General features: G+C 70.4%; 21 protein-coding genes. 9 read left to right on the top strand and 12 right to left on the bottom strand.

Features of this window, described 5'->3' with window-relative positions:
• Window positions 1-25: 25 nt before the first annotated feature.
• Window positions 26-496, bottom strand: a complete 471-nt coding sequence (locus ACIA77_RS14435) for a roadblock/LC7 domain-containing protein (RefSeq protein ID WP_395886327.1) — start codon at window positions 494-496, stop codon at window positions 26-28.
• Window positions 493-3,540, bottom strand: coding sequence for a nitrate- and nitrite sensing domain-containing protein (locus ACIA77_RS14430; RefSeq protein ID WP_395886326.1), 3,048 nt, complete (start codon window positions 3,538-3,540; stop codon window positions 493-495). Before ACIA77_RS14430 ends, ACIA77_RS14435 begins: the two co-directional genes overlap by 4 nt.
• A gap of 707 nt (window positions 3,541-4,247) precedes the next feature.
• Between ACIA77_RS14430 and ACIA77_RS14425 the strand changes: the two genes are divergently transcribed.
• From ACIA77_RS14425 to ACIA77_RS14410, 4 genes are read left to right on the top strand one after another with little or no spacing between them, the layout of a single operon-like run.
• Window positions 4,248-5,210 (top strand): ABC transporter substrate-binding protein, encoded by a 963-nt coding sequence (locus tag ACIA77_RS14425; RefSeq protein WP_395886657.1) that lies wholly within the window; start codon window positions 4,248-4,250, stop codon window positions 5,208-5,210.
• Between the two features lies 1 nt (window position 5,211).
• Window positions 5,212-5,979, top strand: coding sequence for an ABC transporter permease (locus ACIA77_RS14420; protein ID WP_395886325.1), 768 nt, complete (start codon window positions 5,212-5,214; stop codon window positions 5,977-5,979).
• Window positions 5,976-6,803: an ABC transporter permease gene (locus ACIA77_RS14415; protein ID WP_395886324.1), complete on the top strand. Its 828-nt coding sequence runs from the start codon at window positions 5,976-5,978 to the stop codon at window positions 6,801-6,803. The genes ACIA77_RS14420 and ACIA77_RS14415 overlap by 4 nt, the downstream gene beginning before the upstream one ends.
• 22 nt (window positions 6,804-6,825) lie before the next feature.
• Window positions 6,826-7,689, top strand: a complete 864-nt coding sequence (locus ACIA77_RS14410; protein WP_395886323.1) for an ABC transporter ATP-binding protein — start codon at window positions 6,826-6,828, stop codon at window positions 7,687-7,689.
• A gap of 51 nt (window positions 7,690-7,740) precedes the next feature.
• Here the strand turns inward: ACIA77_RS14410 and ACIA77_RS14405 are convergent, their stop codons facing one another.
• From ACIA77_RS14405 to ACIA77_RS14385, 5 genes are all read right to left on the bottom strand, one after another.
• Window positions 7,741-8,958 carry an acyl-CoA dehydrogenase family protein gene (locus tag ACIA77_RS14405; RefSeq protein ID WP_395886322.1) on the bottom strand — a complete coding sequence of 406 codons (1,218 nt, stop codon included), beginning with the start codon at window positions 8,956-8,958 and terminating at the stop codon, window positions 7,741-7,743.
• Between the two features lie 44 nt (window positions 8,959-9,002).
• Entirely contained in the window at window positions 9,003-10,586 is a 1,584-nt protein-coding gene (mdlC, locus tag ACIA77_RS14400) for a benzoylformate decarboxylase (RefSeq protein WP_395886321.1), read from the bottom strand.
• A 220-nt stretch (window positions 10,587-10,806) separates the two neighbouring features.
• The gene (locus ACIA77_RS14395) at window positions 10,807-10,971 is read right to left on the bottom strand and encodes a DUF397 domain-containing protein (RefSeq protein ID WP_395886320.1); all 165 of its coding nucleotides are present in this window, start codon (window positions 10,969-10,971) and stop codon (window positions 10,807-10,809) included.
• Between the two features lie 2 nt (window positions 10,972-10,973).
• On the bottom strand, window positions 10,974-11,816 hold the full coding sequence (locus ACIA77_RS14390; protein ID WP_395886319.1) for a helix-turn-helix domain-containing protein: 843 nt from the start codon (window positions 11,814-11,816) through the stop codon (window positions 10,974-10,976).
• 130 nt (window positions 11,817-11,946) lie between these two features.
• Window positions 11,947-13,587 (bottom strand): protease pro-enzyme activation domain-containing protein, encoded by a 1,641-nt coding sequence (locus ACIA77_RS14385; RefSeq protein ID WP_395886318.1) that lies wholly within the window; start codon window positions 13,585-13,587, stop codon window positions 11,947-11,949.
• Window positions 13,588-13,953: 366 nt separating this feature from the next.
• Between ACIA77_RS14385 and ACIA77_RS14380 the strand changes: the two genes are divergently transcribed.
• A complete protein-coding gene (locus ACIA77_RS14380; RefSeq protein WP_395886317.1) occupies window positions 13,954-14,544 on the top strand; it encodes a sigma-70 family RNA polymerase sigma factor in 591 nt (196 codons plus the stop codon).
• 233 nt (window positions 14,545-14,777) lie between these two features.
• Here ACIA77_RS14380 and ACIA77_RS14375 read toward each other — a convergent pair whose 3' ends face one another.
• The 4 genes from ACIA77_RS14375 to ACIA77_RS14360 all read right to left on the bottom strand — a co-directional run bounded on the left by ACIA77_RS14375 (window position 14,778) and on the right by ACIA77_RS14360 (window position 19,825).
• A complete protein-coding gene (locus ACIA77_RS14375) occupies window positions 14,778-15,515 on the bottom strand; it encodes an ANTAR domain-containing protein (RefSeq protein WP_395886316.1) in 738 nt (245 codons plus the stop codon).
• A 36-nt stretch (window positions 15,516-15,551) separates the two neighbouring features.
• The gene (locus ACIA77_RS14370; RefSeq protein ID WP_395886315.1) at window positions 15,552-16,097 is read right to left on the bottom strand and encodes an ANTAR domain-containing protein; all 546 of its coding nucleotides are present in this window, start codon (window positions 16,095-16,097) and stop codon (window positions 15,552-15,554) included.
• Window positions 16,098-16,346: 249 nt separating this feature from the next.
• Window positions 16,347-17,024, bottom strand: coding sequence for a copper homeostasis protein CutC (locus tag ACIA77_RS14365; RefSeq protein WP_395886314.1), 678 nt, complete (start codon window positions 17,022-17,024; stop codon window positions 16,347-16,349).
• An 11-nt stretch (window positions 17,025-17,035) separates the two neighbouring features.
• On the bottom strand, window positions 17,036-19,825 hold the full coding sequence (locus tag ACIA77_RS14360) for a nitrate- and nitrite sensing domain-containing protein (protein WP_395886313.1): 2,790 nt from the start codon (window positions 19,823-19,825) through the stop codon (window positions 17,036-17,038).
• A 196-nt stretch (window positions 19,826-20,021) separates the two neighbouring features.
• On the opposite strand from ACIA77_RS14360, the gene ACIA77_RS14355 reads away from it, so the two are divergent.
• Window positions 20,022-20,987, top strand: coding sequence for an ABC transporter substrate-binding protein (locus tag ACIA77_RS14355; protein WP_395886312.1), 966 nt, complete (start codon window positions 20,022-20,024; stop codon window positions 20,985-20,987).
• On the opposite strand, the gene ACIA77_RS14350 is transcribed toward ACIA77_RS14355, so the two are convergent.
• Window positions 20,984-21,613, bottom strand: coding sequence for a hypothetical protein (locus ACIA77_RS14350; RefSeq protein ID WP_395886311.1), 630 nt, complete (start codon window positions 21,611-21,613; stop codon window positions 20,984-20,986). The two genes, ACIA77_RS14355 and ACIA77_RS14350, sit on opposite strands and share 4 nt — an antisense overlap.
• 88 nt (window positions 21,614-21,701) lie before the next feature.
• Here ACIA77_RS14350 and ACIA77_RS14345 point away from each other — a divergent pair, with 88 nt between their 5' ends.
• The 3 genes from ACIA77_RS14345 (at window position 21,702) to ACIA77_RS14335 (ending at window position 25,487) form a co-directional block, all read left to right on the top strand.
• On the top strand, window positions 21,702-23,348 hold the full coding sequence (locus tag ACIA77_RS14345) for a DNA repair helicase XPB (RefSeq protein ID WP_395886310.1): 1,647 nt from the start codon (window positions 21,702-21,704) through the stop codon (window positions 23,346-23,348).
• Between the two features lie 299 nt (window positions 23,349-23,647).
• Complete coding sequence (locus tag ACIA77_RS14340) at window positions 23,648-24,409, top strand: DUF4253 domain-containing protein (RefSeq protein ID WP_395886309.1); 762 nt, start codon at window positions 23,648-23,650, stop codon at window positions 24,407-24,409.
• Between the two features lie 238 nt (window positions 24,410-24,647).
• Entirely contained in the window at window positions 24,648-25,487 is an 840-nt protein-coding gene (locus ACIA77_RS14335) for a DUF72 domain-containing protein (protein WP_395886308.1), read from the top strand.
• The last annotated feature ends 1,234 nt before the right edge of the window (window positions 25,488-26,721 follow it).

Here is a 26,721-nt window from a genome sequence, read left to right as displayed (position 1 = left end):
TTTGCTCCTGAAGTTCCCGATCCGCCTAGCGGCGGATCGCAGCGCCCTGCAGTTGCGCACGCATCTCCGGTGTCAGCTGCTGGCCGACGCGTTCGACCAGCAGCGTCATCTCGTACACCACGAGCCCGATGTCGCTGTCCGGCGCGCCCAGCACCGCGAGGCACGAGCCGTCGGAAACCGACATCAGGAAGAGGAAGCCGTTGGCCATCTCGACCACGGTCTGCGCGACCGGGCCACCTTCGAACACCTTCGCCGCACCGCGCGCCAGGCTGGTCAGCCCGGACGCGACGGCCGCCAGCTGGTCTGCTCGGTCCTTCGGCAGCCCCCGCGAAGCCGCGAGCAGCAGCCCGTCGGCCGAAACGACCACCGCGTGCGCCGCTCCGGGCACGCGGTGGACGAAGTCCGTGATCAGCCACGCGAAGCTGCCCGCCGCGCCGGCCGAAGCCCTGCCGTTCGGCGCCGAGCCGCCCCCCGGCTGCACTGCACCCCGTGTCACTGTCGCTCCTCACTGCTGCTGTCGCTCACATACCCGGCTCCGGTGACCCGGACGCCATCCTCGTCGAGCCGGGCGTCCGGCGGCCGCTCCTGCAGAGCGTGCCGTCCGGACTTGTACCCACGCTGGAAGCTTGCCATCCTGCTGCGGGCCGCGGAGGCCGAGCGGGTGATAGCACCCGTTCCGGGCAGACCGGCCGTCGCGTCCGTGAACGAATTCTGCTGCTCAGCCGGTGTCGACTGGCTGCCGATCGAGCCCGGGACGAGGTACGCGTTGGGCACCCGCTTGGGCAGGCCCGCCGACGTCACCTCTTCCGCCTTCTTCTCCAGCAGCGACTGCGCGGCCTGCCAGCCCTCGTCGGAGGCGCTGCTCCAGCCGTCCTCGGAGCCGGGGTAGAGCGGCGTCGCTTCGATCGGCTCCTCCTCCCGGCTCTCGTCCGGGCCTGCGGTCTCCGCCGGCGCCGGTTCGGCCGCGGCTTCCGGTTCGCCGACGGCCTCGGGCGTCGCCGGAACGGCGAACTCCTCGAGCGCGGCGCTCGGCCCGGACTCGCCGTCTTCGCTGCCCTCGCTGAACCACCGCGAGAGCACCGACTGGTAGATCGGCAGGCGCCGGGTCGGCACGTCGTCCTCGAGGGCCGACGCGCCGTCGTCCACGGCCGGTTCCTCCCGCTTCGGCTCCTCCGGCGCGACGTACTTCGGTTCGCGCTTCGGGAGCACCAGCGGCGGGAACTCGGTCTCCGCCAGGCTCGCACCGTCCCCGTTGGACTGCTGGGTGAGCGGGGCCAGGTCCTCGGCCGTCGGCCACGCCGGGGCTTCCGGCATCGCCGTTTCCGGGCTGAGGAACGGCCCGGCCGCGCGGTTCCCGGCGACGAGGTCGTCGAGGCTGATCGGCTGGTCGAGCGGCACGAGGCCGCCGTTCGACTGCGCCGGCACGGGCGGCGGCGCCGACTGCGCGGGAGGCGGTGGCGTCGACTCGAGCTGCCGGTTGATGGGCGGCAGGCTCGGGTGCGAGATCTCGTTGCGGTTCAACGGCGGCGGCGTGTTCCGCGGCACGACGGTGTTCGGGCGCAGCTGCGTGAGCAGCTCGGCCGGCACGACCACGCGGGCTATCACGCCGCCCTCGATGTCCTCGTTCTCGCGCAGCCGCACCTCGATGCCGTGGCGCTGGGCCAGGCGCGCGACCACGTACAGACCCATCCGCCGCGTCACCGAGACGTCGAGGTCCGGCGGGTCGGCCAGCCGCTGGTTGATCTCGGCGAGCCGGTCGTCGCCCATGCCGACACCGTGGTCGGTGATCTGGATGGCGAGGGCCTTCTTGCGCGTCACCACGGCCCGCACTGTGACCTTCGTCTCCGGCTCGGAGAAGTAGGTCGCGTTGTCGAGCAGTTCGGCGAGCACGTGCACGAGGTCGTGGATCGCGAGGCCCTGCACGGCGACCTCGGGCACGATGCCGACCTCGATGCGGGCGTACTGCTCGATCTCCGACACCGCGGCGCCGATCACGTCGGCCGCCGGCACCGGCTTGGGCACGGACTTCGCGAGACCGGCGCCCGAGAGCACCAGCAGCGATTCGCCGTTGCGCCGCAGCCGCGTCGCGAGGTGGTCGAGCTCGAACAGGCTCGCCAAGTGGTCCGGGTCTTGCTCGTCGGCCTCGAGGCGGTCGATCACGCCGAGCTGGCGCTCCACCAGCCGCTGCGAACGCCGGGAGAGGTTCACGAAGATGCCGTTGACGTTCTCGCGCAGCAGAGCCTGTTCGGCGGCCATCTTGACGGCCTGCTCGTGGACCACGTCGAACGAGCGCGCCACTTCACCGATCTCGTCGCGGGAGATGACGGGCACCGGGGCCACGGCCTTCTTCGAAGCGTTGACCGGGTCCGGATCGTCCAGAATGGACTGCACCGTCTCCGGCAGCCGCGTGTAGGCCACGTCGAGCGCCGTCGTCCGCAGCACGCGCAGCGGGCGCAGCATGAGGCGGGCGACCACGAGCATCAGGATCAGCGCCGCGATCAGGGCCGCGAGGACGATCACGCCGCCGACCCACGCGGAGCGGACGGCCGAGCTGGCCAGGTCGTCGGCCTGCGTGCGCAGCTGCGTGAGCAGGTTCGACTCCACCGCGCGCATCTTGTCCGACGCGACGGTGCTGTCCTGCGCGAGCCGCGTCGGGTCGAGGTTCAGCGGATCGCCCTGCTGCGCGAACGAGAAGGCCTGCTTCTGGAGCCGGCGCCGGTCGTCGACCTCCGGGCCCGACACGGTGTCGGAGTACAGCTGCACCTGGTCGTCGGTGGCGTTCGCGAGGAACGCGGCGATCGACGCGTCACCGCTCGCCTCCGCGGTGCGGGTCTGGTCCAGCAGGTCGCCGGGGAAGCCGTTGCGGAACGCCGCGATCTCGAGCGCCGTGTCGCCGCGGAGGGTGAACTCCTTGGCCTCGCTGATGGACTGCGTGCTGTTGCCCAGCCGCAGCAGGTCGCGGTCGGTGACCGCGGTGGTCACCTCGCGGCCGAGCTGGATCAGCGAGTCCAGGATCGAGGAGTACGTGTCGAGCACCGCGACGTCGGAGTAGGACGAGGTGTTGATGGCCGCGCGCAGCGGGCGCAGCGCGTCGAGGCGCTGGATGCCGCGGGCGTACCGGTCACTGGTCGCCTGGTCGTCGGGGTTGAGGTTCACGAGCCCGTTGCGCAGGTCGTCGACGTCGCGGTCGACCTTCGCGATCTGGGCGTCGAGCCCGGTCTGGCGCGAGGAGTCGCCGGAGGAGAGCCGCGCGACCGCGAGCGAGCGCTCGCCCTGCAGGTCGTGGATGACCGTGGTCACCTTCACCGCGAAGGCCACCTGGTCCGCGGTGTGGCCGAACTGCACGGCCTCGCGGGCGTCGTCCACCACGCGCAACGCACCGAGCACGAGCGCGGTCAGCGTCGGGATGATCAGGATGAGGGCGAGCTTCGACCGAAGCCGCCAGTTGTTCAGCGCGAAGACCGAACCCCTTCGTACCGGGTTCACCCCGCCTTCGCGCGCAGGGGCCCCTCCCACCCCCGCGGTGTCTTCGTTCGGCACCGCCGCACCACCATCGTCTTCCGGCCCCGAGGGACCCTGTGAATTGAAGCCTGCCGTGCCCGCGACCACTAGCCGCACACTCCCGGCAGACCTTCCGGCACCCCAACGGTCCGGACGACCCGGCCCATTACACCCTTTCGGGTGAAAAGATCCACTTCCAGGTGCGGTTTCGCGCCGCGCTTGACGCGGAATCGGTTCAGTACTTGCATGGCGTTCGATCCCCGCACTGGTCGATCAGCTGGTCCAACAGGCCGAAGCCACCAGTCCGCCGACGGGTGCCGGCCTGCGCAGAGTGCCTCTTGACGAGGCTGACTCTCACTACATCGGTGGTCCACACCTCACACTGCCGGAGCAGAGGGTAGCGAACGACACGCCGATTTGTAACCCTCCCGACGGCCCTACCAGAGCACCCGGCTAGCGGATCAAGACCAAGCCGACACCGCGTCGACGTGCTGGACGGCCGTTGTCCAGCGCAACTCGATCGCCTGATCGAGTGATTCACGACACTGCTGAACCATTGATGACCACCCATTGTGATGGGCACTTCACTTCTCTACAGTGGCCGCGTGACTCCGGACAATGAGCCACACCCACCATCCCCGCACGGTCAACACCCAGGTGACCTCATTTTCCAAGGAGCGGACTTGTTTGAATCAGCCGGGAGCAGCCAGGCCAGACTCGGGCGCCGTGGCTTCCTCTCCCTCGCCATGGCGAGCGGTGTCGCACTGACCGCGAGCAGCTGCGGCCTGCTGGGCGGTTCGGACGATTCGGGCAGCACCAGCGGCGGATCCGGGCTCGAGAAGTCCAAGATCAAGGTGTCGATCATGCCGACGATCGACGTCGCGCCGTTCCACCTGGCCGTGCAGAACGGTTACTTCAAGGACGAAGGCCTGGACGTCGAATCCGTCGACGCCGCGAGCGGCGACGCGTCGGTCGCGAAGCTCCTGTCCGGAGAGGTCGACATCGCCTACTCGAGCTACACGCCGTTCTTCATCGCGAAGAGCAAGGGCAACGCGGACATCAAGTTCGTCTCCGACGCCTCCTCAGCCGGCCCGAAGAGCACCGAGATCGTGGCCATGCCCAACGGGCCGGTGAAGACCGTGCGGGACCTGGCGGGCAAGAAGATCGCCATCTCCGCTCCGAACACCGTCGCCGACACCCTTTCCAAGTCCGTGATGCGCGACAACGGCGTGGACTACTCCAAGGTGCAGTGGGTTTCCCTGCAGTTCCCGAGCATCGGTGCCGCCATCAAACGCGGCGACGTCGACGCGGGCTTCCTCACCGAGCCGTTCATCACGAGCTCGGCGAAGACCAACGGGACCGTCCCGATCATCGACACCGCGACCGGTGCGACGCAGGACTTCCCCACCGCGGGTTACGGCTCGCTGGGCAAGTTCACCTCGTCGAGCCCGAAGACCGTCGCGGCCTTCCAGCGCGCCATGCTGCGCGCGACGAAGGAGTCGGCGGACCGCTCGAAGATCGAACCGCTGATGGTGAAGTTCTCGAAGGTCGACGAGGCCACCGCCTCGCTCACCGCGCTGCTCACCTTCCAGTCCACTCTGGACGCGCGCCGCATCCAGCGCGTGCCGGACCTGCTGCAGCAGTTCGGGTCGATCCCGGCCAAGATCGACGTCGCCCAGATGATCGTGTCCCAGCCGAGCGCCTCCTGACGTGCGGATCGTTCGCAACCTGACCGGCCTGCTCGGCTTCCTCCTGCTCTGGGAGGTCGTCGTGCGGGCCGGTCTGATCGACCAGAACGACGTGCCGCCGCCGACGGTGGTGTTCGCCCGGATCGGCGAACTGCTCGGCGACACGGAGTTCGTGCGGGACGTGATCGCGTCGGTGCTCGCGTGGTTCATCGCCATGGGCATCTCGATCGCGATCGCGGTGCCGGCGGGCCTGCTGCTGGGCAGCGTCCGCTGGCTGCGCGACGCCACCAAGGCGATCGTCGAGTTCCTGCGGCCGATCCCCTCGGTGGCCTGGATCCCGCTGATCCTCATCGTGGTCGGCGGCGGGCCCGAGTCGAAGATCCTGCTCGCCGTCTACGCGGCGGTGTGGCCGATCCTGTTCAACACCATCTACGCCATGGCCGAGATCGACCCGGTGCTCATCGAGACCGCGCGGTCGTACGGCACGCCGAAGTCGCGGCTGCTCACCTCGGTGGCGCTGCCGCACGCGGCGCCGTTCGTGTTCACCGGCATCCGCATGTCCGCGGCGATCTCGCTGATCCTCGTGATCAGCACGGAGTTCCTCGCCGGCGCGAAGCTCGGCATCGGCCAGTTCGTGCTCGAGGCGTCCTCGGGCTCCGGCCGGATGGACCTGGTCCTCGCGGGCACGGTCGTCGCCGGGATCCTCGGGTACCTCGCCAACGAAGGGCTCGAGCGGCTCGGCCGGCGGCTCTTCCGCTGGAGCAGCAACGACGAAGGGGACCTCGCGTGACCGTCGTCGGCAAACCCGCCGCGGCCGCCCGCGGCCGCGTGCGCAGCGGATTGAGCGGGTTCGCGCGCAAGTGGCTGCTGTTCGTGGTGCTCGTCGTGATCTGGCAGGTCGTCACCCAGTTCACGGACAGCGTTTTCTTCCCGCCGCCCACCAAGATCGCCGCGGCCGCGGTGAAGCTGTGGTTCTCCGGTCCGGCCTCGCACGTCTTCCTCGGCGACGCCGTGTTCCAGCACGTGTTCCCGAGCCTCGAGCGCGTGCTCGGCGGCTGGCTCCTCTCGGTCGTGCTGGGTGTCGCGCTCGGGACGGCGCTGGGCCGCTCGAAGACCGGGATGGACTACGTGGGCCCGCTGTTCGCGTTCTTCCGCGCGATCCCGCCGCCCGCGCTGGTGCCGGTGTTCATCGTGCTGTTCCACATCGGACCGGGCATGCAGATCGCCACCATCATCTTCGGCTCGATCTGGCCGATCGTGCTGAACACAGTGGACGGTGTGCGCTCGGTCGACAAGGTCAAGGTGGACACCGCGCGCGCGTTCCGCACGCCGCGGCGCTACTGGATCGGGCTCGTCGTGCTCCCGGCGGCGCTGCCGAAGATCTTCGCCGGGCTGCGGCTGTCGCTGTCGATCTCCCTGATCCTCATGGCGATCTCGGAGCTCGTGGGCGCGCTCAACGGCATCGGCTACGCGCTGATCAACGCCCAGCGCCAGTACGACTTCGACCAGATGTGGGCGTGGATCGTGCTGCTGGGCATCCTGGGTTACGGGTTCAACGCGGCCCTGCTGGGTGTGGAGCGCCGGGTGCTCACGTGGCAGCCCGGCCGTCACTAGATCTCTCCGGAAGGTTGTCAGAATGTCGACCATGCTCGAGGTCTCGGACCTGAGCCACCGCTACGGCAGCGGCGAGGGCGCGCACGTCGCCGTCAACGACCTGTCGTTCACGGTCGAGGCCGGCCAGCTGGCGTGCATCGTCGGTCCGTCCGGGTGCGGCAAGTCGACCCTGCTGCGGGCGATCGCCGGCCTCGTGCCGCCGACGGCCGGCACCGTGAGCCTCCACGGCGACCTGGTCACCGGCGTGCCGGACGACCTCGCCGTGGTGTTCCAGGACTACAGCCGCTCGCTGTTCCCGTGGCTGTCGGTGGCGAAGAACGTCGAGTTCCCCTTGCGCTGGACCAAACTCGACAAGGCGGCGCGGCGACGGCGGGCCGCCGAGGCGCTGGCGGCCGTGGGACTGGCGGGCGTCGGCTCGAAGTTCCCGTGGCAGCTTTCGGGCGGCATGCAGCAGCGCGTGTCCATCGCGCGGGCGCTGGCTTCGCGGCCGGCGCTGCTGCTGATGGACGAGCCGTTCGCCTCCGTCGACGCGCAGACGCGCTTCGAGCTGGAGGACCTGCTGCGGCGCGTGCAGACGGAGCAGGGCACCACCGTCCTGCTGGTGACCCACGACATCGACGAGAGCGTGTACCTGGGCGACCGGGTGCTCGTGCTGTCGAAGTCGCCGGCGTCGATCGTCGCGGACCTGCCGGTGGGCCTGCCGAAGGAGCGCGACCAGATCACCACGCGCGAGTCGCCGGAGTTCGTGACGATGCGCGCCGAGGTCGCGCGGCTGCTGCACGGGCCGGCTTCGGCGGCGGTGGCCGATGAAGCCGAGGCGGCGGCTGCCGATGAGGCTGTCTCGGCGGTCGCGCCCGAGAAGGAAGAAGCCAAGGCGCAGCACTGAAACTCGGCAACGGCAACGGGGCGCCCGGCTGCGGGCGCCCCGTTTCGCCTGTCAGGCCTTGGCGCGGGAGTCCGGGCCGGTTTCGTCGGGGCTGATCTCCGGCAGCGTCCGCACGCCCAGGACGTTGGCGCCGACCAGCTTGCGCGTGGCCAGGTTGCCCATCGGCATGAACGTGCTCGCCTGCACGTCGCGCCACAGGCGCTCGAACGGCAGCTTCTTCGTGTACGACATGCCGCCCAGCACGTCGACGAGGCGCTGCATCACCTGCACGGCGTTGTTGGCCGCCACGTACTTCACGACGGAGCAGCGAGCCACCCCGTCCTGCACGTCACCCGTGAAGAGGCGCCGCGACATCACGTCCTCGGCCTGGCGGTAGATGAGCGCGCGCGAGCTCTCGAGGAGGATCTGGCACTCGCCGATCACGTCCTGCAGCACCGGGTCGCCCGTCTTGCCCCGCTTCCGCAGCGACCGGACGGTCCAGTCCAGCGCACCGGCCGCGACTCCCGTGTAGACGGCCGAGAACGCCGGCATCGCCCACGCCCACACGGTTTCCAGCACGCGCGCGTCGAGGTGCTTCACCGGCAGTGAGTGCACCACGGCCGAGTCCTCGACGAACACCTTGGTGAGCTCGACGTCGTTGCTCTGGGTGCCGCGCATGCCCATGGTGTCCCACGTCTGGTGGATCCGGACACCCGGCTGGTCGAGCGCGATCTGGCACAGCAGCAGCCGCGGGCCGCCTTCGGCGTCTTCGTAGCGCGCGGTGGTGGAGCAGTGCGTGGCGACGGACGTGTTGGTGGCGAAGCTCTTGCGCCCGGTCAGCTCGAAGCCACCGTCGACGCGGACCGCTTGGGTGTTCGAGTCGGTCAGGTCGTTGCGCAGGCCCGTTTCGCTGGTCACCGACGCCCAGATCAGCTCGCCCTCGGCCGCTTTCGCGAGCAGCTCGGCCAGGCGCGGCGACTGCGTGCGGCGCCAGATGCTCGCCCACTGCCCCAGCGGCGACAGGTGCATCGTGAACGCCAGCGCGGTGGCGCCGTCGCCCATCGCCAGCCGCTCCAGCACGGGCAGGATCTCCGGCAGGCCCGCGCCGAGCCCGCCCAGCTCCTCCGGCACGGACAACCGCAGGAACCCGGCTGCCCGCAGGTCGTCGTAGTTCTCGTGGGGGAACGTGTTCTCGCGGTCGTGCTCCGGGGCGCGCTCGGCGAAGGCGTCGGCGAGCTTGCCGGCCTGGTCGACGAGTTCCTGCTGGCGGGGAGTGAGTAGAGGCTGCACCCGGCCATCACAACAGCGTCACCCGGTCGGGTCAATCGCGAAGATCAGTACAGTTTTTGCGGGTTCGGGTCGACCTTCACGTGCACGAGCCGTGGCCCGTTCTCCCCGAGCGCGTCCGCCAGTGCGTCGCGCAGGTCGGCGCCCTGTTCGACGGTCCGCGCCGGCACGCCCATGCTCTGCGCGAGCTGCGCGAAGTCGATGCCACCGAGCTCGGTGCCGGGGACCTTCGTGCCGCCGGCCGTCTCGCCGAGGATGCGGACGGCCGCGTATTGCGCGTTGTCGAGCACCACGAACGTGACGGGCGCGTTCTCGCGCGCGGCCGTCCACAGCGCCTGCACGCAGTACATGCTGGACCCGTCGCCCAGCACGGCGACGACCTTGCGGTCGGGCCGGCCCAGCGCCGCGCCGACGGCCGCGGGGAGGCCGTAGCCGAGCGTCCCGCTCGCGACGGTGAGGAACCCCGTGTCGGTCGAGGTGATCGGCAGGTGGTCGTGGAGGCAGTTGCGGTGGCTCGGCGTCTCTTCGACCACGATCGCGTTGTCCGGCAACAACTCCGCAACAGTCGCGTACGCGAAGTCGGGCGAGATCGGCGTGGTTTCCGCGGGCTTGGCGGGCTTTTCGGGCCTGGGCTTGGTTTCGCGCGTCTTGGCGGCGACGCGTTCGGTGAGGGCGCGGATCGCGAGCTTCGGCGTGGACCGGATGCCGGTGCCGCTGCCCGCGCGGGCGAGGATCTGCTCGTCGTCGCTCACGAGGTACAGCGGTGGCAACGGTTCTTCGGGCTCGCCGCGGTAGACGTGGTAGGTGAACGCGGGCGCGCCCAGCACCACCACGACGTCGTGCTCGCGCAGGGCTTCGGCCACCGCTTTGCGTTCCGGCTGCAGGAAACCGAGGAACAGTTCGTGGTCCTCCGGGAACGAGCAGCGCGACGACATCGGCGCGGCCCACACCCCGGCGCCGAGCTTCTCGGCGAGGCCCACGACGTCCGGCACCGCGCCGTCCCCGTCCACGCTGGCGCCGACGACGAGCGCGGGGTTGCCGGCCTGGTCCAGGGCATTCGCGAGTTCTCGCAGCGCGTCGGGATCGGGCGCGAAACCGGCGGTTCGCGTTCCGGTGGGCAACGGCATGGTCGCCTCGGCGTCCCAGTCGTCCACGGGCACCGACACGAACACCGGCCCCTGCGGCGCCTGCGTCGCGACGTAGTACGCGTGCGCGATGGCGGCCGGCACGTCCTGCGCACGGGCCGGCTCGATGCTCCACTTCACGTACGGCTTCGGGAAGTTCGCCGCCTCCACGGCCCCCAGGAACGGCTCGTCCGGCAGCAGCGACCGCGTCTGCTGCCCCGCCAGCACGATCAACGGCGCCCGGTCGCGGAACGCGGTGAACACGTGGCCCAGCGAATGGCCCACCCCACCGGCGGAGTGCAGGTTCACCAGCACGGGCTTGCGCGTCGCCTGCGCGTACCCGTCCGCCATCGCCACCACGGCCGACTCCTGCAGCCCCAGGACGTACGTGAAGTCGTCCGGCCACTCGGTCAGGAAGGCGATCTCCGTGGTGCCGGGGTTGCCGAACACCGTGGTCAGGCCCAGGTTGCGGAGCAGCTCCCGGGTGGCGTCGCGAATCGTGCGCATGATCCGGAGGCTATCTCGCGGCAGGGTTCCTGGTGTCACCCACCCGAGTGAACGTTGGGGGCGTGTTCGCAGGTGGGAACGGTGGGGTGGTGGGTTCGGGGGTTGGTGTGGGCCGAGGTTGATGTGGGCCTGGGGTGGCGGGGCCGGGGTTGGTGTGGGCCGGGGTCCGAGGACGCCCCCTCGGGAGGGCGGGGGCTTGTCTGCCGGGGATGGGCGGGGCTCAGCCGAGTTTTCGGAGGAGAGCGGACCAGGCGGCGGGCGGGATGGTCAGTTCGCCGCCGCGGCGGTTCTTGGTGTCGCGGACGCGCACTGTCTTGCGCAGCGCAGCCTCAAGGCAATTGCCCGTATCGGAATAGCTGGACTTGCGCCAAGCGCTGCCAAGCATCTTCAGGCCTCCAGTTCGGCGAGCACCCCCTGGATGAACTCGATGCTCTCCTGCTCGCCCAGGGCCAGTTCCGCCAGCTCCTTCGCGGCCTCGCGGTACGCGGCCACATCAGCCTCATCGTACAAGTAGGCACCGCCCCGAAATTCCTCCACGTGCACGATCGAAGGGAGGTTCTCGTAGTCGAGGACAACGAAGCACCCGTACAACCCGGGGTGGAATCCGGCCCCACGCGGCACAACCTGGATCGCAATGTTCCGGCGTCTCGCGACCGTGAGCAGGTGGTGCAGCTGGGCACTCATGGTCGCCGCACCACCGATGTTCTGCCGCAGCGCTTCCTCGCCGATCATCGCGGTGAACTCCGCCAGTCGGGAAAGAACGTCGCGGCGGGCCATCCGGATCAGCACCGCGACCTCGACATCGTCCTTCGACCACCCGCTTCGCCCGCCAAGGCTTGCGCGCACGTAGTCGCCGGTCTGGAGCAATCCCGGAATCAGCAGCGGCTGCCAGTTGAACATCGCGCTCGCGGTTCGCTCGCACTCCGCGTACACCGCGGCTTCGTTCGGTGCGCCGGGAACCACGCTTTCCAGCCAGTTCGGCTCGCGTGCGTTCCGAGCCAGCTCCCCCAGCCGGTCCCGCTCCTCGACGGTCATCCGCAGGCACCCCGCGAGGAGCCCCACCTCGGACTCCTTCGGCACCCGCAGGCCGGTTTCCCAGTTGTGCAGGTGGCCCGGCGAGATGCGGGCCATGCGAGCCAGCTCGCGCAGCGCCATCCGGCGCTCCTCGCGGGCGGCTCTGAGCGAGAAGCCCAATGCGCGAGCCCGGGGCGTCGCGATCAGTGTCGGCATGAGCGCATTGTGTCACCGATCACGCGGCGCTCCGAGCAGCAGGTTCGGGTCCGGTGTCACCCGTTGCAAACACGCGAGTGGGGCCCTCTCCGGGAGGAAAGGGCCCCACCGCGAGGAAAAGCGGGAGAACTCAGCCGATCAGACCCGACAGCCCGGTGCCCTTGAAGGAGCCCCAGCCGGTGACCTGGTCGTAGCCCGTGCCGGCGGAGAAGCCGGTGGTGCCGTTGAACGTGTTGTTGCCCGTGGTGACGTCGTGGAAGCCCGTGGAGTACGACGAGCCGTTGCCGATGCCGTAGAAGGTCGGGTTCAGGTTGCCGAGCGAGCCGCCGTGGATCTGGTTCTGCAGGGCGGTGAAGGAGGCCCACAGCGGGGCCGCGCCGGAGGTGCCCCAGACGTTGCCGGTCTGGCCGCCGGAGACGATGGTGTACGCCGAGCCCGAGGCGGCGTCGCCCGCGACGTCCGGAACCTTGCGCTTCGTGGTGCTCTGCTGCGACTGCCAGGACGGCGCGTTGAACAGCGTCGAGATGCCGCCACCGCCGGCGCCGGCCGACGCGCCGTCGTTCCAGGCCTTCTCGCTGCTGTAGGTGTTGGACGAGGTGACCGTCAGCTGGGTGCCGCCGACGCCGCTCACGTTCGGGCTCGACGCCGGGAAGTCGACGGCCTTCGACAGGCTGCCGGTCTGGCGGGCGCAGTCGGTGGTGCCGTCGTCGCCCGCGGCGGCGAAGTAGGAAATGCCCTCCGCGGTGCCGGTGGCGATCGCGTTGTTCACGCTGTTGGCCGCCGACGATCCCTCAGCCGCCTCGCACGAGCCCCACGAGATCGAAACCACGTCGACGCGGTCGTCCGACGCGATCTTCTGGTACATCGCCAGCTCGCCGGCGTTGGAGTTCGGGGCCTCGTACACGTACGAGCTCACGGCCGGGGCGAGGGCGTGCACGACCTCGATGTCCAGGTCGACCTCGACCTCGCCGTCGCCCGGGTTCGAGTCGTAGTTGGCGCCGCTCACCGGGACGGTGGTGACGCTGCCGCCGGCAAGGCCGTACTTGGTGTCGTAGCTGGTGATGTCGGACTTGCGGTAGCCGTCGAACTCGACGAAGCCGACGTTGACGCCCGAGCCGGTCGCCGAAAGCCCGCTGGTGGAGTACGCGCTGCGCAGAATGCTCGGCGTCACGGCCTTCACCACGCGCGGAGCGGCGTTCGTGGCCGAATGCTCCTTCACGGCGTGGTTGTCGAGGCCGACCACCGACTGCACCACCGAGGAAACCGAAGCAGGCAACGCGGGTGCCGCGTCGTTCGCGAAGAACTTCCGTCCGTTGCTCGTGTCGGTGTAATTGCCCAGCCGCGTGTGGAATGTCGATTCCAGCTGAGCTGCCGAACCGGTGAACGTGATGGCCTGGCGGTTACCGGAAACCTCGATTCCGCGAGCGCCGTTTTGTTTCAGGAATGAAACGGCCTTGGCCACATCGGCCTGCGTTGGGCCGAATGCACTATTGAATTGGGCCGGAGTGAGGAACCGGTGGTACTGCGGCGAGGCCGGGTTCTGGACGTCGGCGAGGAACTGCTGGAGGGCTTGCTGGTTGTGGAGCTTGAGCGAGAGAGCGGCGGTGATCTGCTTGCCCGCGTCGACGTCGCCAGTACGGGCGCTCGAGGTCAGGGGTGCGGCGTTGGCGCTCAAAGTGATCAAGGGATCGGCGTGGGCCACGCCGGCCAGGGAAAGGCACAGCAACGCCGGCAGCGGGACCGCTGCGGCGACGAGCTTGCGCAAGCGCATGGCAATTCCTCTCAAACGGTGGGGGACCTGGCCGAAACACCCTTCACAGACAGGCGTTGTCCCGGCCTGCGGATGAGCATAAGAACCACCCCGACACCGAGGAACCTACTTTTGGCTGGGGTTCGTTTGTCTTTCACCAGAACTATTCCTCGAGTTTTCGAGACCCTGTTCCGAATTGCGGCGCCGGTTCGTAAATGCGGGTTTTGCCGGGTTCGCCCTGCTTGCTGCCGATTCGCCATGGACAATCCGGTATCTTCGTAGCAGGCTTTCGCTTGGCTCGCGACGCTTCCCCCAGACCCCGGCGGTCGAGCGGCCCCGCCACCGCGGCGCTCAGGCGCGGTGGCCCGCACGAGGGGGAAGAACAACATGACGACCGACGACCGTGCGCCCGCACCACGCCCGGAGAGGCAGGTAGTCGAGGCGGCCGTCGACGGCGACCGAGCCGCTGTCGCCGAGTTGCTCGAGTTCCTGCGACCGCTGGTGCTCCGGTACTGCCGCGGCCGGCTCGGCACGCACAGCTCGGGCACCGCCGCCGAGGACTGTGCGCAGGACGTGCTCCTCGCCGTGCTCGTGGAGCTGCCGCGCTACCGCTACGAGCCGGAGAGCTTCCTGCCGTTCGTCTTCGGCATCGCGAGCCACAAGGTGATCGACGAGTTCCGCCGCCGCGCCCGCAACCGCGCCGACCCGCACGCGGACCCGGCCGACGAGAACAAACCCGGCCCCGACGAGTACGCCCGCACCGACTCACGGCTGGAGATCGAACAGCTCCTCGACCACCTGCCGCCGGCCCAGCGCGAGCTGCTGACGCTGCGCGTCGTCCTCGGCTACACGGCGGAGGAGACGGCCACGGCGCTCGGCCTGCCCAGTGCGGCGGCCGTGCGCGTGAGCCAGCACCGGGCGCTGACGAAGCTGCGCCGCCTGCTTCAGGGCGGCCCGCTGCCGAAGCAGGAGGACTGAGGCGTCAGCGGCGGCTCCGGTCCAGGCGGTGAGAGAACCACCTGAGCCATCGAATGCCGAACGCGATCGACGACACCCCTCGCCGAGTCCTCGAGCGCATCCCGAACTGGATCCGCACGCCCATCACTCGCCCCCTCGCCGGCCGGACCGGAACCGCAGTCCGCCGGGGGCCGGGACGGAACACTCCACGCTAGTCCCGAACCACCCGGAGGGGTTGCTCCGAGCGGCGGAAGTTAGCGCGCGGGCGGGTTGTCGAACAGCTCGCGCACGGTCTCCGCGCGGTTCACGACGTCCGCAGCCACCAGGCTGAGCTTGCGGCTGTGCGAGCGCGCGAAGTGGCGCAGCAAGGCGAACGCCTCGTCCATCGCGAGACCGAGGCGCTCGGCGATGAAGCCCTTCGCCTGTTCGATCACCACGCGACTGCTCAACGCGGTCTGCAGCTGCTCGACCAGCACCTCGTGCCGCTGGATCGCGCGCGCCTGCAGCAGGCCGATCGTGGCGACGTCGACCATGCCGCGCGCCACCCGCGCGTCCTCGGGCGCGAGCTCACCCGGGTCCGAGGAGAACAGGTTGAGCGCGCCGATGACCTCGGACCGCAGGCGCATCGGGAAGGCGTGCACCGCACGGAAGCCCTGGTCGAGCGCGACCGCTGCGAACGAGGGCCACTTTCCGTTTCCCGCGTCGGCGCTCAGGTCGGGGATGGTCACTGTCCGGCCCAGCCGGAAGGCGTCCAGGCAGGGACCTTCGTCCTTCTGGAGCTGGAAGAGCTCCAGGAGCCGCACCTGTTCGTTCGAACTGGCGACCAGCTGCAACTCGCCGTGCGCGTCGGCGAGCAGCAGACCCGCCGCGTCGACGGACAGCAGCTCGACGCTGCGAGCCGACAGCAAGTGCAAGAAGTCGATCACGTCGAAGTCATCCGTGAGCGTGTCCGCCAATTCGACGAATGTGTCGACGAGGCGTCCGTCAATCACCCGAACCATCTCCCACCACAACACCACACGCGAACTTCATGGGGTTCCCCCGTTGCGTTCGAACCTAAACCGCTTGGCCACGACTTCCGCGGCAATTTCCGAGAGAGGGCGCTGCTCGGCGAAGGCCCGCGCGCGCAGGGCGGCGAACGCATCGTCGAGGCTCACGTCGAGTTGCGCCGCGACCATGCCGGTCGCCTGGTGCACATACGTCGACCGCAGTGACAGGCCGACGGGTTCGAGATGTCCGCGCCCCGACTGCTCGTCGAGCAACAGCAGGAGCATCAATTCACCGTAGGCCAGCGCGTCGGCCAGTAAAACCGGCTCCAGCGGAGCTGCCGCCTTTCGGTGGAACACCAGCGTGCCGACGTCGATGTGCCCGACGCGCAGGGGCAACACGAACTCGGCGTGCACCCCGGCCTGTACGGCGAGCGGGGCGTACAACGGCCAGCGGCGCGAGTGCTCGGGGCCGTCGAAGTCCCCGACCAGCACGGGAGAGCCCAGCTCGCGGGCACTGCGCACCGGCCCCTCCCCCACCGTGATCTCCAGTTCAGCCAGCACGGGGGCGAGTTCGTCGGTCGCCACCCGGACTTCCTGCGCACCCGGCCCGGTGCTCACCAGCAAGCATCCTCCGGCTACCCTCAGCCACGCGACCGCCGATTGGCACAAGATCGAAACGGTGACGTCGCTGCGCAATCGCCGCGCCTGCTCGTTGACCCGTTCCCAGGCCCGGGACAGCGCGTTGTCCCCTCCTCTTCCGTGCTCACTCGCCTCCACAGCCCGCGCTTTCGACTCGACAAACCGGCTGGGCCGGAGAACTGCCGAAATGCTAGCTCAACTCTTGATGAGTTCGGCCCATTCGCGCACCACAGCGACGTCCACAGGGGACGCCCACCCATTCGGGCGGACAGCGCTGCCAACGTGGAACCCGCGCACCCCGCCGGCCCGCAGGAGGTGCACCTGCTGCGCCCGCAGACCACCGCCGACGAGCAGAGCCGGGCCGTCCGTCCGGCGCGCGAGCTGCTGCAAGACGGAAAGCCCGCTGCCGACGCCGTGCGGGCTGCCCGCCGCCAGCACCGTGTCGCAGCCGAGCTCGGTGAGCACGTCGTACGCGGCGAGCGGGTCGCGCGCGCGGTCGATCGCCCGGTGAAAAGTCCATGCGGCACCGTCGAGTTCCTTGAGCAGCGCGTGGCAGGCGTCAACGTCGACCTCGAGTTCGTCCGTCAGGAATCCGAAGACGAACTCGCGCGCACCGGCGGCCACGAGCCCGGCCGCGTCGGCGCGCAGGGCGTCGAGATCACCGGCGGCGAAGCCGTCCGCGGCGCGCAGCATGACGCGAACCGGCAGGTCGGTGGCCGCCAGGACGGCGCGCACGGTCTGCTCCGACGGCGTGAGGCCGTCCTTCGCCATGTCCGCGACCAGCTCGAGCCGGTCCGCCCCGCCCTCTTGAGCGCGCTCCGCGTCCTCGGCGCCCAGCGCGATCACTTCCAGCAGGGCGGTCTTCGAGCTCATCGGTCATCCGTTCAATCGGGTCGTGGCGTTTCGTCCCCCCGCGCGTGGCGACCACGCCGGAACCCGCCTTGAAGGCTCGTCATCCGCTCGCGCACCGCTTCGGGGGAAAGCGAGAGTATCGGCCGCTGCTCAGGCACCTGCCCGGGGCCGTCGTCTGCCACCGCGCCGACGTCCGAGACCCGCAGGAAGGGCCAGGTGTCCTCCCGGCCGTCCTCCTGTTCGAGTTCGTCGGAAGTCGGCCACTGCAGCGGTTCTCGCACCGGTTCGGCGGCTTCGTCGTCCGGGTCGGTCGTGGGGAACTCGTCGCGCGGGTACGCCGATTCGGCGTACTCCTGCTCGGTGAACTCCGGTCCGGGGACCGCGCGGTCGTGCCGTCGTTCCGGTTCGGCCGCCGGTGCCGGGGGCGGCTCCGGAGTGGCCGGCGGTGCTTGGGCGGCTGGCGGCTCCGGCTTGGGTGGTGGCGCCGGCACGGGTTCGGCCACCGGTAGCGGTTCGGCCGGCGCGGACGAGCCGCCCTCGGGCGGCGGGGAGGCGGCGTCGAACCAGCGGGACAGCACGTCCCGGTAGGCGGGCATGCGCTCGGTCGGCGCGTCGAGGTCCAGGTGGGAGCGGTCCTCGGGCGCAGGCCACTGCGGCGTGCTCTCCACCACCGGCGCGCGCCGCGGCGGGCCGGGCTCCAGCACCGGGCCGATCAGCGACTCCTCGACCGGCTCCGGCTCCTCTTCCTCCACGACCGGGGCCAGCGGCGCGAGCGGCGGCAGCAGATCCGGCTCGGGTTCGGCGGGTGCCGCCGGCGCGGGCGGTTCGGGCAGCGGCGGCGCTTCGACGATCAGCGCGGCCGGCACCAGCACCGTCGCGGTGATGCCGGTGCCTTCGGCGAGGCGCAGCGAGACGTCGATGTGGTGGCGCCCGGCGAGCGTCGCGACCACGTACAGGCCCATCCGGCGCGACACCTCGACGTCGACCTCCGGCGGGGTGGCCAGCCGCGCGTTGGTGCGGTCGATCTCGGCCTGCGGCATGCCCGCGCCGCGGTCGGTGATCTCGACGAGCCAGTCGCCCTCGGGGGTCTGCTCGCTTTCGACGGTGACGGTCGTGCGCTCGGCGGAGTAGCGCGTGGCGTTCTCGAGCAGCTCCGACACGACGTGCACGAGGTCGTTCACGACCTCGCCGCGCACCGCGAGCGTCGGCGCGGAGCCGAGCTCGATGCGCTGATAATCCTCCACTTCGGACAGTGCGGCGCCGATGATCTCGTCGGCGACCACGGGCCCGCTGTCCTCGCGCACGAGGTCGGTGCCCGAGAGCACCAGGAGGTTTTCGCTGTTGCGGCGCATGCGGGTGGCGAGGTGGTCGAGCTCGAACAGGCCCGCGAGCGTGTCCGGATCCTGCTCGCCGGCCTCCATGCGGTCGAGCACCGACAGCTGTCGTTCGACGAGATCTTGGCTTCGCTGCGAGAGGTTGACGAACATCGAGTTGACGTTCTCGCGCAGCATCGCCTGTTCGGCCGCGAGCCGCACGGCCTCGCCGTGCACCGCGTCGAACGCGCGCGCGACCTGGCCGACCTCTTCGCGCGTGAACACCGGCACGGGCGCGACGGCCGCGCGGTGGCGCAGGTTTTCGGGCGCGGGATCGGGGTCCGTGAGCAGCCGCTGCACGGCCTCCGGCAGCCGGTGATCGGCGACGTCCAGCGCAGTGCGCCGCAGCACGCGCAGCGGCCGCAGCAGGGAACGCGCGATGATCACGGACAGGATGCCCGCCACGAGCAGCACGGCCAGCACGATGCCGCCGTCCCAGATCGTCGACGTGCGGGCGCGCGCGGCCTGCGCGTCGGTCTGCTGCTGGAGCTGGACGAGCAGCGATTCCTGCACCTGGTGCGCGAGGTTCACGGTGTAGGTGGCCGCGGTGTCCCACTGGTTCGCGTCGAGGCCCTGCAGCGACTGGCCGTTCTCCGCGCGCGTCAGCGCCGACTCGACCATGTCGTTGCCGATGTCGACGACGAGGCCGATCACGGTGTCGTCGTACATGCGCAGCTGATCGGGCGTCGCGAAGGTGCGGTAGTCGTTGCGCGCGGCGTTGAGTTCCGCTTCGGCACCCAGGAGGGCGCGCGTGCGGTCGCGGTTGAGGCTGCCGACGGCCAGCGCCTCGGACATGATCGCGCGCTTGACCGACATCTGGTCCTTGATCCGCGCGAGTGCGTTGCCGGCCAGGCGCAGCCGCGCGAGGTCGGCGTCGGTCACGTCGGCCGCGGCCATGTCGCTGATGTCGAGCAGGCCGGAGATCAGCTCGCTGTACGAGCGGAGCACGGCGTCCGCGGGGAACGCCGAGTGCTCGGCGGAGTAGCGCAGGCCGCCGAGCACGCGCAGCCGGTCGTCGCTCTGCTGCAGGCTGCTGGCCGCGGCTTGGTCGAGCCGCGGTTTGCTGTCGGCGAGCGTTTTCTCGAACGTGCCGATGGCCTGGTCCACCCGCGTGCGCTGGCCGGTCAGGTCGGTCGTGGCGCCTTGCCGGTTGCCGGCGACGAAGCGGACGGTCACGTCGCGTTCGCGCTGCAGCTGGTGCAGGACCTCGGCGACGCTGCTGTCCACGCGGCTGCGGGCGGCGAACTCGGCGAGCTGCTGCGCGTCCCGCAGATCGGTGCTCACGCGCAAGCCGACGAGCCCGATCACGGCGAGCGCGGGGATGAGCAAGACCACGAAGAGCTTGGTGCGCAAGTGCCAGTTGCGCAGCCGCCAGCGGCTCCCGATCTTTCTCTCCGCAGCGGGATCCGTCGCGTCGCCCTTCGGGGGACGCGGGTCGCGACGGCTCACCTAAGCTTCCTTTTCCACCGCGGGACCTCACCCGCGGACGACCTCGGGGTTGTCCGGCTCCAGTCTACTGAACAGTAGGTATCGGTCACCGGACCGGCGGCCGCACTGGCGGGCTCACGGCCCTGTCGGGGATCGTATGGGCAGCGGCCCATACGATCCAGCTTGATGGGGAGATTCTCCCGGTAGGTGAGAGCGGATGAACGTGCGCGGAATGGTGTTGCCGCTGGTGGCGGTCCTGCTCGCCGTCAGCGGCTGCTCGCTGTTCTCCTCCGGTGACGCAGCGCCGTCTCCGGGATTGGAGCGGACCACGCTGCGAGTGGGCGTCGGCGGGCCGATCGACACCGCGCCGCTGCGCATCGCCGCGGCCGCCGGGAAGTTCCGCGAAGCCGGGCTGACCGTCACGCTCGTCGATCTCGGCACGGCCGACGGGATCACGAAACTCACGTCGGGGCAGCTGGACGTGACGTTCGCGAGCGACGTGTCGCTGTTCCGCGCGGCCGCTTCGGGCACCGCGCTGCAACTGCAGGGCGAGGCGTACACGTCGGGCAGCAACACGATCGCGCTCGTGACGCTGCCGGACTCCGACTACACCGAACCGACGGCGAAGAAGTCCCCGAAGATCGCGGTCGACGACGTGGACGACATCGGCGCGCTGACGGCGCGATCGGTGCTCACGACCGCGGGTGTCGACCCGGCGCGGATCCACTTCGAACCCCAGCCGTTCGACCGGATGCCCGGCGCTTTGCAGGCGGGCGACGTCGATGCGGCGCTCATGGTGGAGCCGTACATCACGCGCGCCGAGAAGGAGCTGGGCGCGCAGATCCTCGCGGACGGTTCCACCGGCGCCACGCTCGACTTCCCGGCTTCGGGCTACGCCGCGACCGGCGCGTTCGCGCGGAACAACCCGCGCACGCTGGCAGCGTTCCGGAGCGTGCTCATGCAGGCTCAGCAGGCGGCCGCCGACCCCGCGACGGTCCGCGACGCGCTGCCGACGTTCTCCGACATCGACCCGACCACGGCGGCGCTGATCTCGCTCGGCTCGTACCCGACCACGCTGTCCGCGATCCGGCTGCAGCGCGTGGCCGACCTGATGCACACGTCGAACCTGATCCCGAACCGGCTCGACGTGCAGGCGATGCTGCCCGCCGAGGGCCGGCCCTAGATGTTCTCGCCCGCCGGCGCGAGGCACACGGTGCGTTCGGGCGGGCCCGCGTAGACGAGCGAGGTGCCGTCGTCGCCGCAGGTGTCGCCGGAGGCCTGGCCGTCGTGGACGGTCGCGCGGGCCTCGGCGTCGGGGTCGGTGCAGCTGATCTTGCTGACCTCGGCTTCGTCTTCGACGTCGCGCAGGCAGTCGCCGGTGTTCACGTTCAGCGCGAGGCACAGCGTCTCGCGCGGCGAAGTGCTGCGGCTGCTGCTGGACGCGCCGAAGAGCTGGAAGCGGACGTAGTCGTCGCCGTGGCAACTCGACGAACCGTTCTCGACGTCGTCGACGCGGTAGGTGGCGCGCTGCTCGGAGCAGCTGATGCCGTGGTAGCTCTGCGAACCCGAGCCGACGTCGGACAGGTACAGGCAGCTGCCGGCCACCGGGGTGCCCGCCGAGCGCGCGATGGCGGCCACGCCGAACGCGGCGAGCACGCCGACACCCAGCGCCAGGACGATGCCCGCGGCGATCAGCGCTTTGGCCGTGCCGCCGACCCCGCGGGGCGCACCCGGCGGGGTGCCCGGCGGCGCGGTCGGCGGTTGGAACGGGTTCGCGGCCGACGGGACGCCGAACGGTGGTGTGGTCAAAGATCCCCTCCAGCTTTTTCTGCGGATCATCTTGGCACCCGCCCGGGCGCGACGGGAGGCACGGCCCGGGAGAACGTATAAAGGACGGGTGACTGATGGCCCCCTGATCGTCCAGTCCGACAAGACCGTGCTGCTCGAGGTCGACCACCCGAAGGCCGACGACGCGCGGATCGCGATCGCGCCGTTCGCCGAGCTCGAACGGGCGCCCGAGCACGTGCACACGTACCGGATCACGCCGCTGGCGCTCTGGAACGCGCGCGCCGCCGGGCACGACGCGGAGCAGGTCGTGGACGCGCTGACGACGTACTCGCGCTTCCCCGTGCCGCAGCCGCTGCTCATCGACGTCGTCGACGTGATGGGCCGCTTCGGCCGGCTGCAGATCGCGAACGACCCGGCCCACGGGCTGGTGATGACGACCACCGACCGCGCGGTGCTGCTGGAGGTGTCGCGCAACAAGAAGATCAGCCCGATGCTCGGCGCATCGATCGACGACGACACCGTGGTCGTGCACCCGTCCGAGCGCGGGCGGCTCAAGCAGGCGCTGCTCAAGGTCGGCTGGCCCGCGGAGGACCTCGCGGGCTACGTCGACGGCGAAGCGCACCCGATCGCGCTGGAGGAGCAGGACTGGCACCTGCGCGACTACCAGCGCAAGGCCGCGGAAGCGTTCTGGGCCGGCGGTTCCGGCGTCGTCGTGCTGCCCTGCGGCGCGGGCAAGACGCTCGTCGGCGCGGCCGCGATGGCCCACGCCCAGGCGACCACGCTGATCCTGGTGACCAACACCGTCGCCGGGCGGCAGTGGAAGCGCGAACTGGTCGCGCGCACGTCGCTGACCGAAGACGAGATCGGCGAGTACTCGGGCGAGAAGAAGGAGATCCGGCCGGTCACGATCGCCACGTACCAGGTCGTCACGCGCAAGACCAAGGGCGAGTACCGGCACCTGGAGCTCTTCGACTCCCGCGACTGGGGCTTGGTCGTCTACGACGAGGTGCACCTCCTGCCGGCGCCGGTGTTCCGCATGACAGCCGACCTGCAGTCCCGCCGCCGCCTCGGCCTGACCGCGACGCTCGTGCGCGAGGACGGCCGCGAGGGCGACGTGTTCTCGCTGATCGGGCCCAAGCGCTACGACGTGCCGTGGAAGGACATCGAGGCGCAGGGCTGGATCGCGCCCGCGGAGTGCACCGAGGTCCGCGTGACCCTGACCGACGCGGAGCGGCTCCAGTACGCCACCGCCGACGCGGACGAGCGCTACAAACTCGCCGCCACGGCCATGACGAAGACGCCGGTGATCAAGTCCATTGTGGAGCGTCATCCCGGCGAGCCCACCCTGGTGATCGGCGCGTACCTCGACCAGCTCGAAATGCTCGGCGCCGAACTCGACGCCCCGGTCATCCAAGGCGCGACCAAGAACAAGGAGCGGGAGGAACTCTTCGACCGCTTCCGCCGCGGCGAACTGCGCACCCTCGTGGTGTCGAAGGTGGCGAACTTCTCGATCGACCTACCGGAAGCCTCGGTGGCCATCCAGATCTCCGGCACGTTCGGCTCGCGTCAAGAGGAAGCCCAACGCCTGGGCCGCCTCCTCCGTCCCAAGGGCGACGGCCGCCAGGCCCACTTCTACTCCATCGTCTCCCGCGACACCGTCGACACCGAGTACGCCGCCCACCGCCAGCGCTTCCTGGCGGAACAGGGGTACGCCTACCACATCGTCGACGCGGAAGACCTGCGCCGGCCGCTGTGATCCCGGGGTCGGCTCTCGCCGTCCCTCACCGGAGAAACCCCGGCCAAGCCGCTGGGAGGGTCTACTTGTCGACCGCCCTGTGGACAGAGCCCGCTGCCCCGTGGGCCCATCCCTCACCCACCCACAGCCAACTTCCGACTACCCATTCGGCCCAACCGCCCCACCCGTCACACGAGCACCTCCGACCTGCGCTTTCCCTGATTCACTCGAACGGATGAGCGACCAAACCCCTGGAAATTGTCGACCCCTCGAACTACTGTTCGACAAGCAGGACCGAACACCAGTTCGAGGGGAAGCTCATGACGATCGCTCCGTTCCGCCCCAGCGTCGGCGCACCGCCGGTCCAGACGTTGCCGCCCGGGAGGTGGCACGGGCGCATGTGGGTGTCCGACGAGCCGCTCGCGCGGCCGCAGCGGTACCTGGCGTGCGTGGCCGACTTCGAGCGCTCCGGTCTCTGGCCCGTCCTCATCCCGCACGACCAGCGGTTCGCCGCGCGCGGTGAGGACTGGCTCGACGACCGGGGCCGCCTCGCGCCGGCCGGGCACCGGGTCGACTCGGCGGACCCCGCGGCGGCCCTGGCCAGGTGGTGGGACACCTCGTGCTGCGACGGCGCGTGCCTGCGCCCCTTCGGCACCCGTTTCCCCGGGCTCGCCCGCCGCACCCACCGCCGCGCCGACCCGCTGGCCGAGGCCGGCAACACGGGCTCGATCCTGGCGGCCCGCGCGCCGCACCGCCTCGGGCTGGTCCAGACCGACCGCCCGGCCGACGTCCCCGCCCTGCTCGGCTGGACGGGCATGATCAAGTCCACCGACCAGGTCGCGGAACTGTCCGCCGTCCTCCGCAGCTGGGAGGACCGCTTCGGCGCGACGCTGCTGTCCATGGGGTTCGACTCGCTCGAGCTGTCCGTGTCCGCGCCGCCCCGCACGCTGGCCCGCGCGCTCACCGTCGCCGCCGAGCACCGCGCCTTCAGCCTGCCCACGTACCTGTCGCAGCCGGGAAACCTGCGGGAGTACGCGAGCACCCTCGTGCAGTCCCGCCGGTGGAAGTTCTCGTGGGCGTGACCCGCGAGGCCGGCCGACCTCCCGGACCCCGGGGCCGGCCGGCACCCCTCACCACACGCGACCCCGGGCGCACCCGCCGAGCCGGGCTCCGGCTCACCGAGCGGGCGGTGATCCCGTGAGACGGCCGTCCGCCAGTTTGGGTCACCTGTCCCGAAGTCCGGTGCGCGTGTCCGGGCGGCCGCTGCGCGGGCGCGTTTACCGCAACCGGCCGCGGGGAAATTCGCGGCAGAGGAAGGCGGTGAGGGCAATCGCCGAAATTCGGGTGGGCACGTCCGGCTGGCGGTACCCGCCGTGGCGGCGCGAGTTCTACCCGGAGGGCCTGCCGCAGCGGCGGGAACTGGAGTACCTGTCGCGGCAGGTGAACTCGGTCGAGATCAACGGGTCGTTCTACTCCCTGCAGCGCCCCGAGTGGTACCGGTCGTGGGCTGCGCAGACCCCGGCCGACTTCGTGTTCGCCGTGAAGGGCGGCCGGTTCATCACCCACATGAAGCAGCTGCGCGACGTCGAACCCGCGCTGGCGAACTTCTTCGCATCCGGCTTGCTCGCGCTCGGTCCAAAGCTGGGTCCCGTCCTGTGGCAGCTGCCGGCGCGGCTCGAATTCGACCCGGACCGCGTCGACACCTTCCTCGGCCTGCTTCCCCGCACCACCCCCGAAGCCGCGAGACTCGGCGCGAAGCACGACGACAAACTCAAGGCCCCGCCCCACCTCGAACCGGGCGACGAACGCCCGGTCCGGCACGCCCTCGAAGTCCGCCACCCGAGCTTCGTCACGCCCGAGGCCCTGGAGCTGCTCCGGCGACACGGCGTGGCGCTGGTCGTCGCGGACACCGCGGGGCGCTGGCCGTACCGCGAGGACCAGACCGCGGACTTCACGTACGCCCGTCTCCACGGCGACGTCGAGCTCTACACCAGCGGCTACACCGACTCCGCCCTCCGCACCTGGGCCACCAAACTCACCGACTGGCACGACTCCGGCCGCCGCGACGTCCACGTCTACTTCGACAACGACGTCAAGGTCGAAGCACCCCGCAACGCCATCACCCTCGCGAACCTCCTGGGCCTGCACCCGGCGCAGTGAGCGCACAGTGAGCGCCATCCGGTTGGGTGACGCGTACCGGTGCGAGCGGTCTGCCTGCTGTCACTGGGGGTCGGCATGCAGACCGCCGCACCACCTGCTCCCCGGCAAGCCGCCACCCCGAATGGCAAGCCGCGATCTGCCTTGGCAAGCCGCCACGCCCAATGGCAACCCGCCATCCACCCCGGCACTCCCGCGACGGAACGGCACCTTGCCACGCCCCACGCCACCACCCACCACCAGCGGCAACCACGCCCACTCAACGGCAAGATGCCGAACGTCACGGCCGCCCGCCAACCGCAACCGGCAATAGACACCCGGCACGGCAAGCCGCACGCAGGCTCGGCAAGGCTCACCCGGCGCTCCAACTCGCGCCCGAGCACCGCACGCCCACCGGCACGCCCACTCGAACCTGAGCACGGCAGGGCTCATCCAGAACCGCAAGCCGCGCCCGAACACGGCAATGCCCCCCTAGCGCGGCAACATTCACGCGGGCGCGGCATGCCCCCCGGCACGGCAAGCCGCACGCGGGCTCGGCAAGGCTCACGCGGGGCGGCAAGCCGCAACGACGTACGGCAAGGCCTGCAAGCGTTCGGCAAGATCCGGCTCGAATGGCAATGGCAAGGCCCACGCACGGTGGCAACCTCACCAACGCCACGGCAAGAGCGTGCGTTGCTTGGCAAGGTGCTCGGCTGACTGGCAAGGTCCCCTTGCGAATGGCACTCCACGCGGCCTTGGCAACTCACCCGCCGAGCGCCGCGCTCACCAGCCAACCGCCGCAAACTCAGTCGCTGCAGGGCGGCAGCAGCCCGCCGAGCGCCGCGCACCTCACCCACCGAGCACAGCGGAACTCGCCAGCCAACCCCCGCGCAGGCCAGCCACCGCACTGCGGCACCAACCCGCCGAGCGCCGCGCTCGCCAGCCAACCGTCGGAAGCTCAGTCGCCGCAGGGTGGGACCGGCGCGTCGAGCGCCGCGCATCTCACCCACCGAGCGCAGCGCAACTAGCCGGCCCACCGCCGCGCAGGCCAGCCACCGCACTGCGGCAGCAGCCCGCCGAGCGCCGCGCTCGCCAGCCAACCCGCGCAGATCAGCCGCCGCAGGGCGGCAGCAGCCCGCCGAGCGCCACGCACCTCACCCACCGAGCGCAGCGCAACTCGCCAGCCAACCCCCGCGCAGGCCAGTCACCGCACTCCGGCAGCAGCCCGCCGAGCGCCACGCACCTCACCCACCGAGCA

It is taken from the genome of Amycolatopsis sp. NPDC051903 (assembly GCF_044452505.1).
In the GTDB taxonomy this organism is placed as follows: Bacteria; Actinomycetota; Actinomycetes; order Mycobacteriales; family Pseudonocardiaceae; genus Amycolatopsis.
This window is presented reverse-complemented; position numbering and strand designations above follow the sequence as displayed.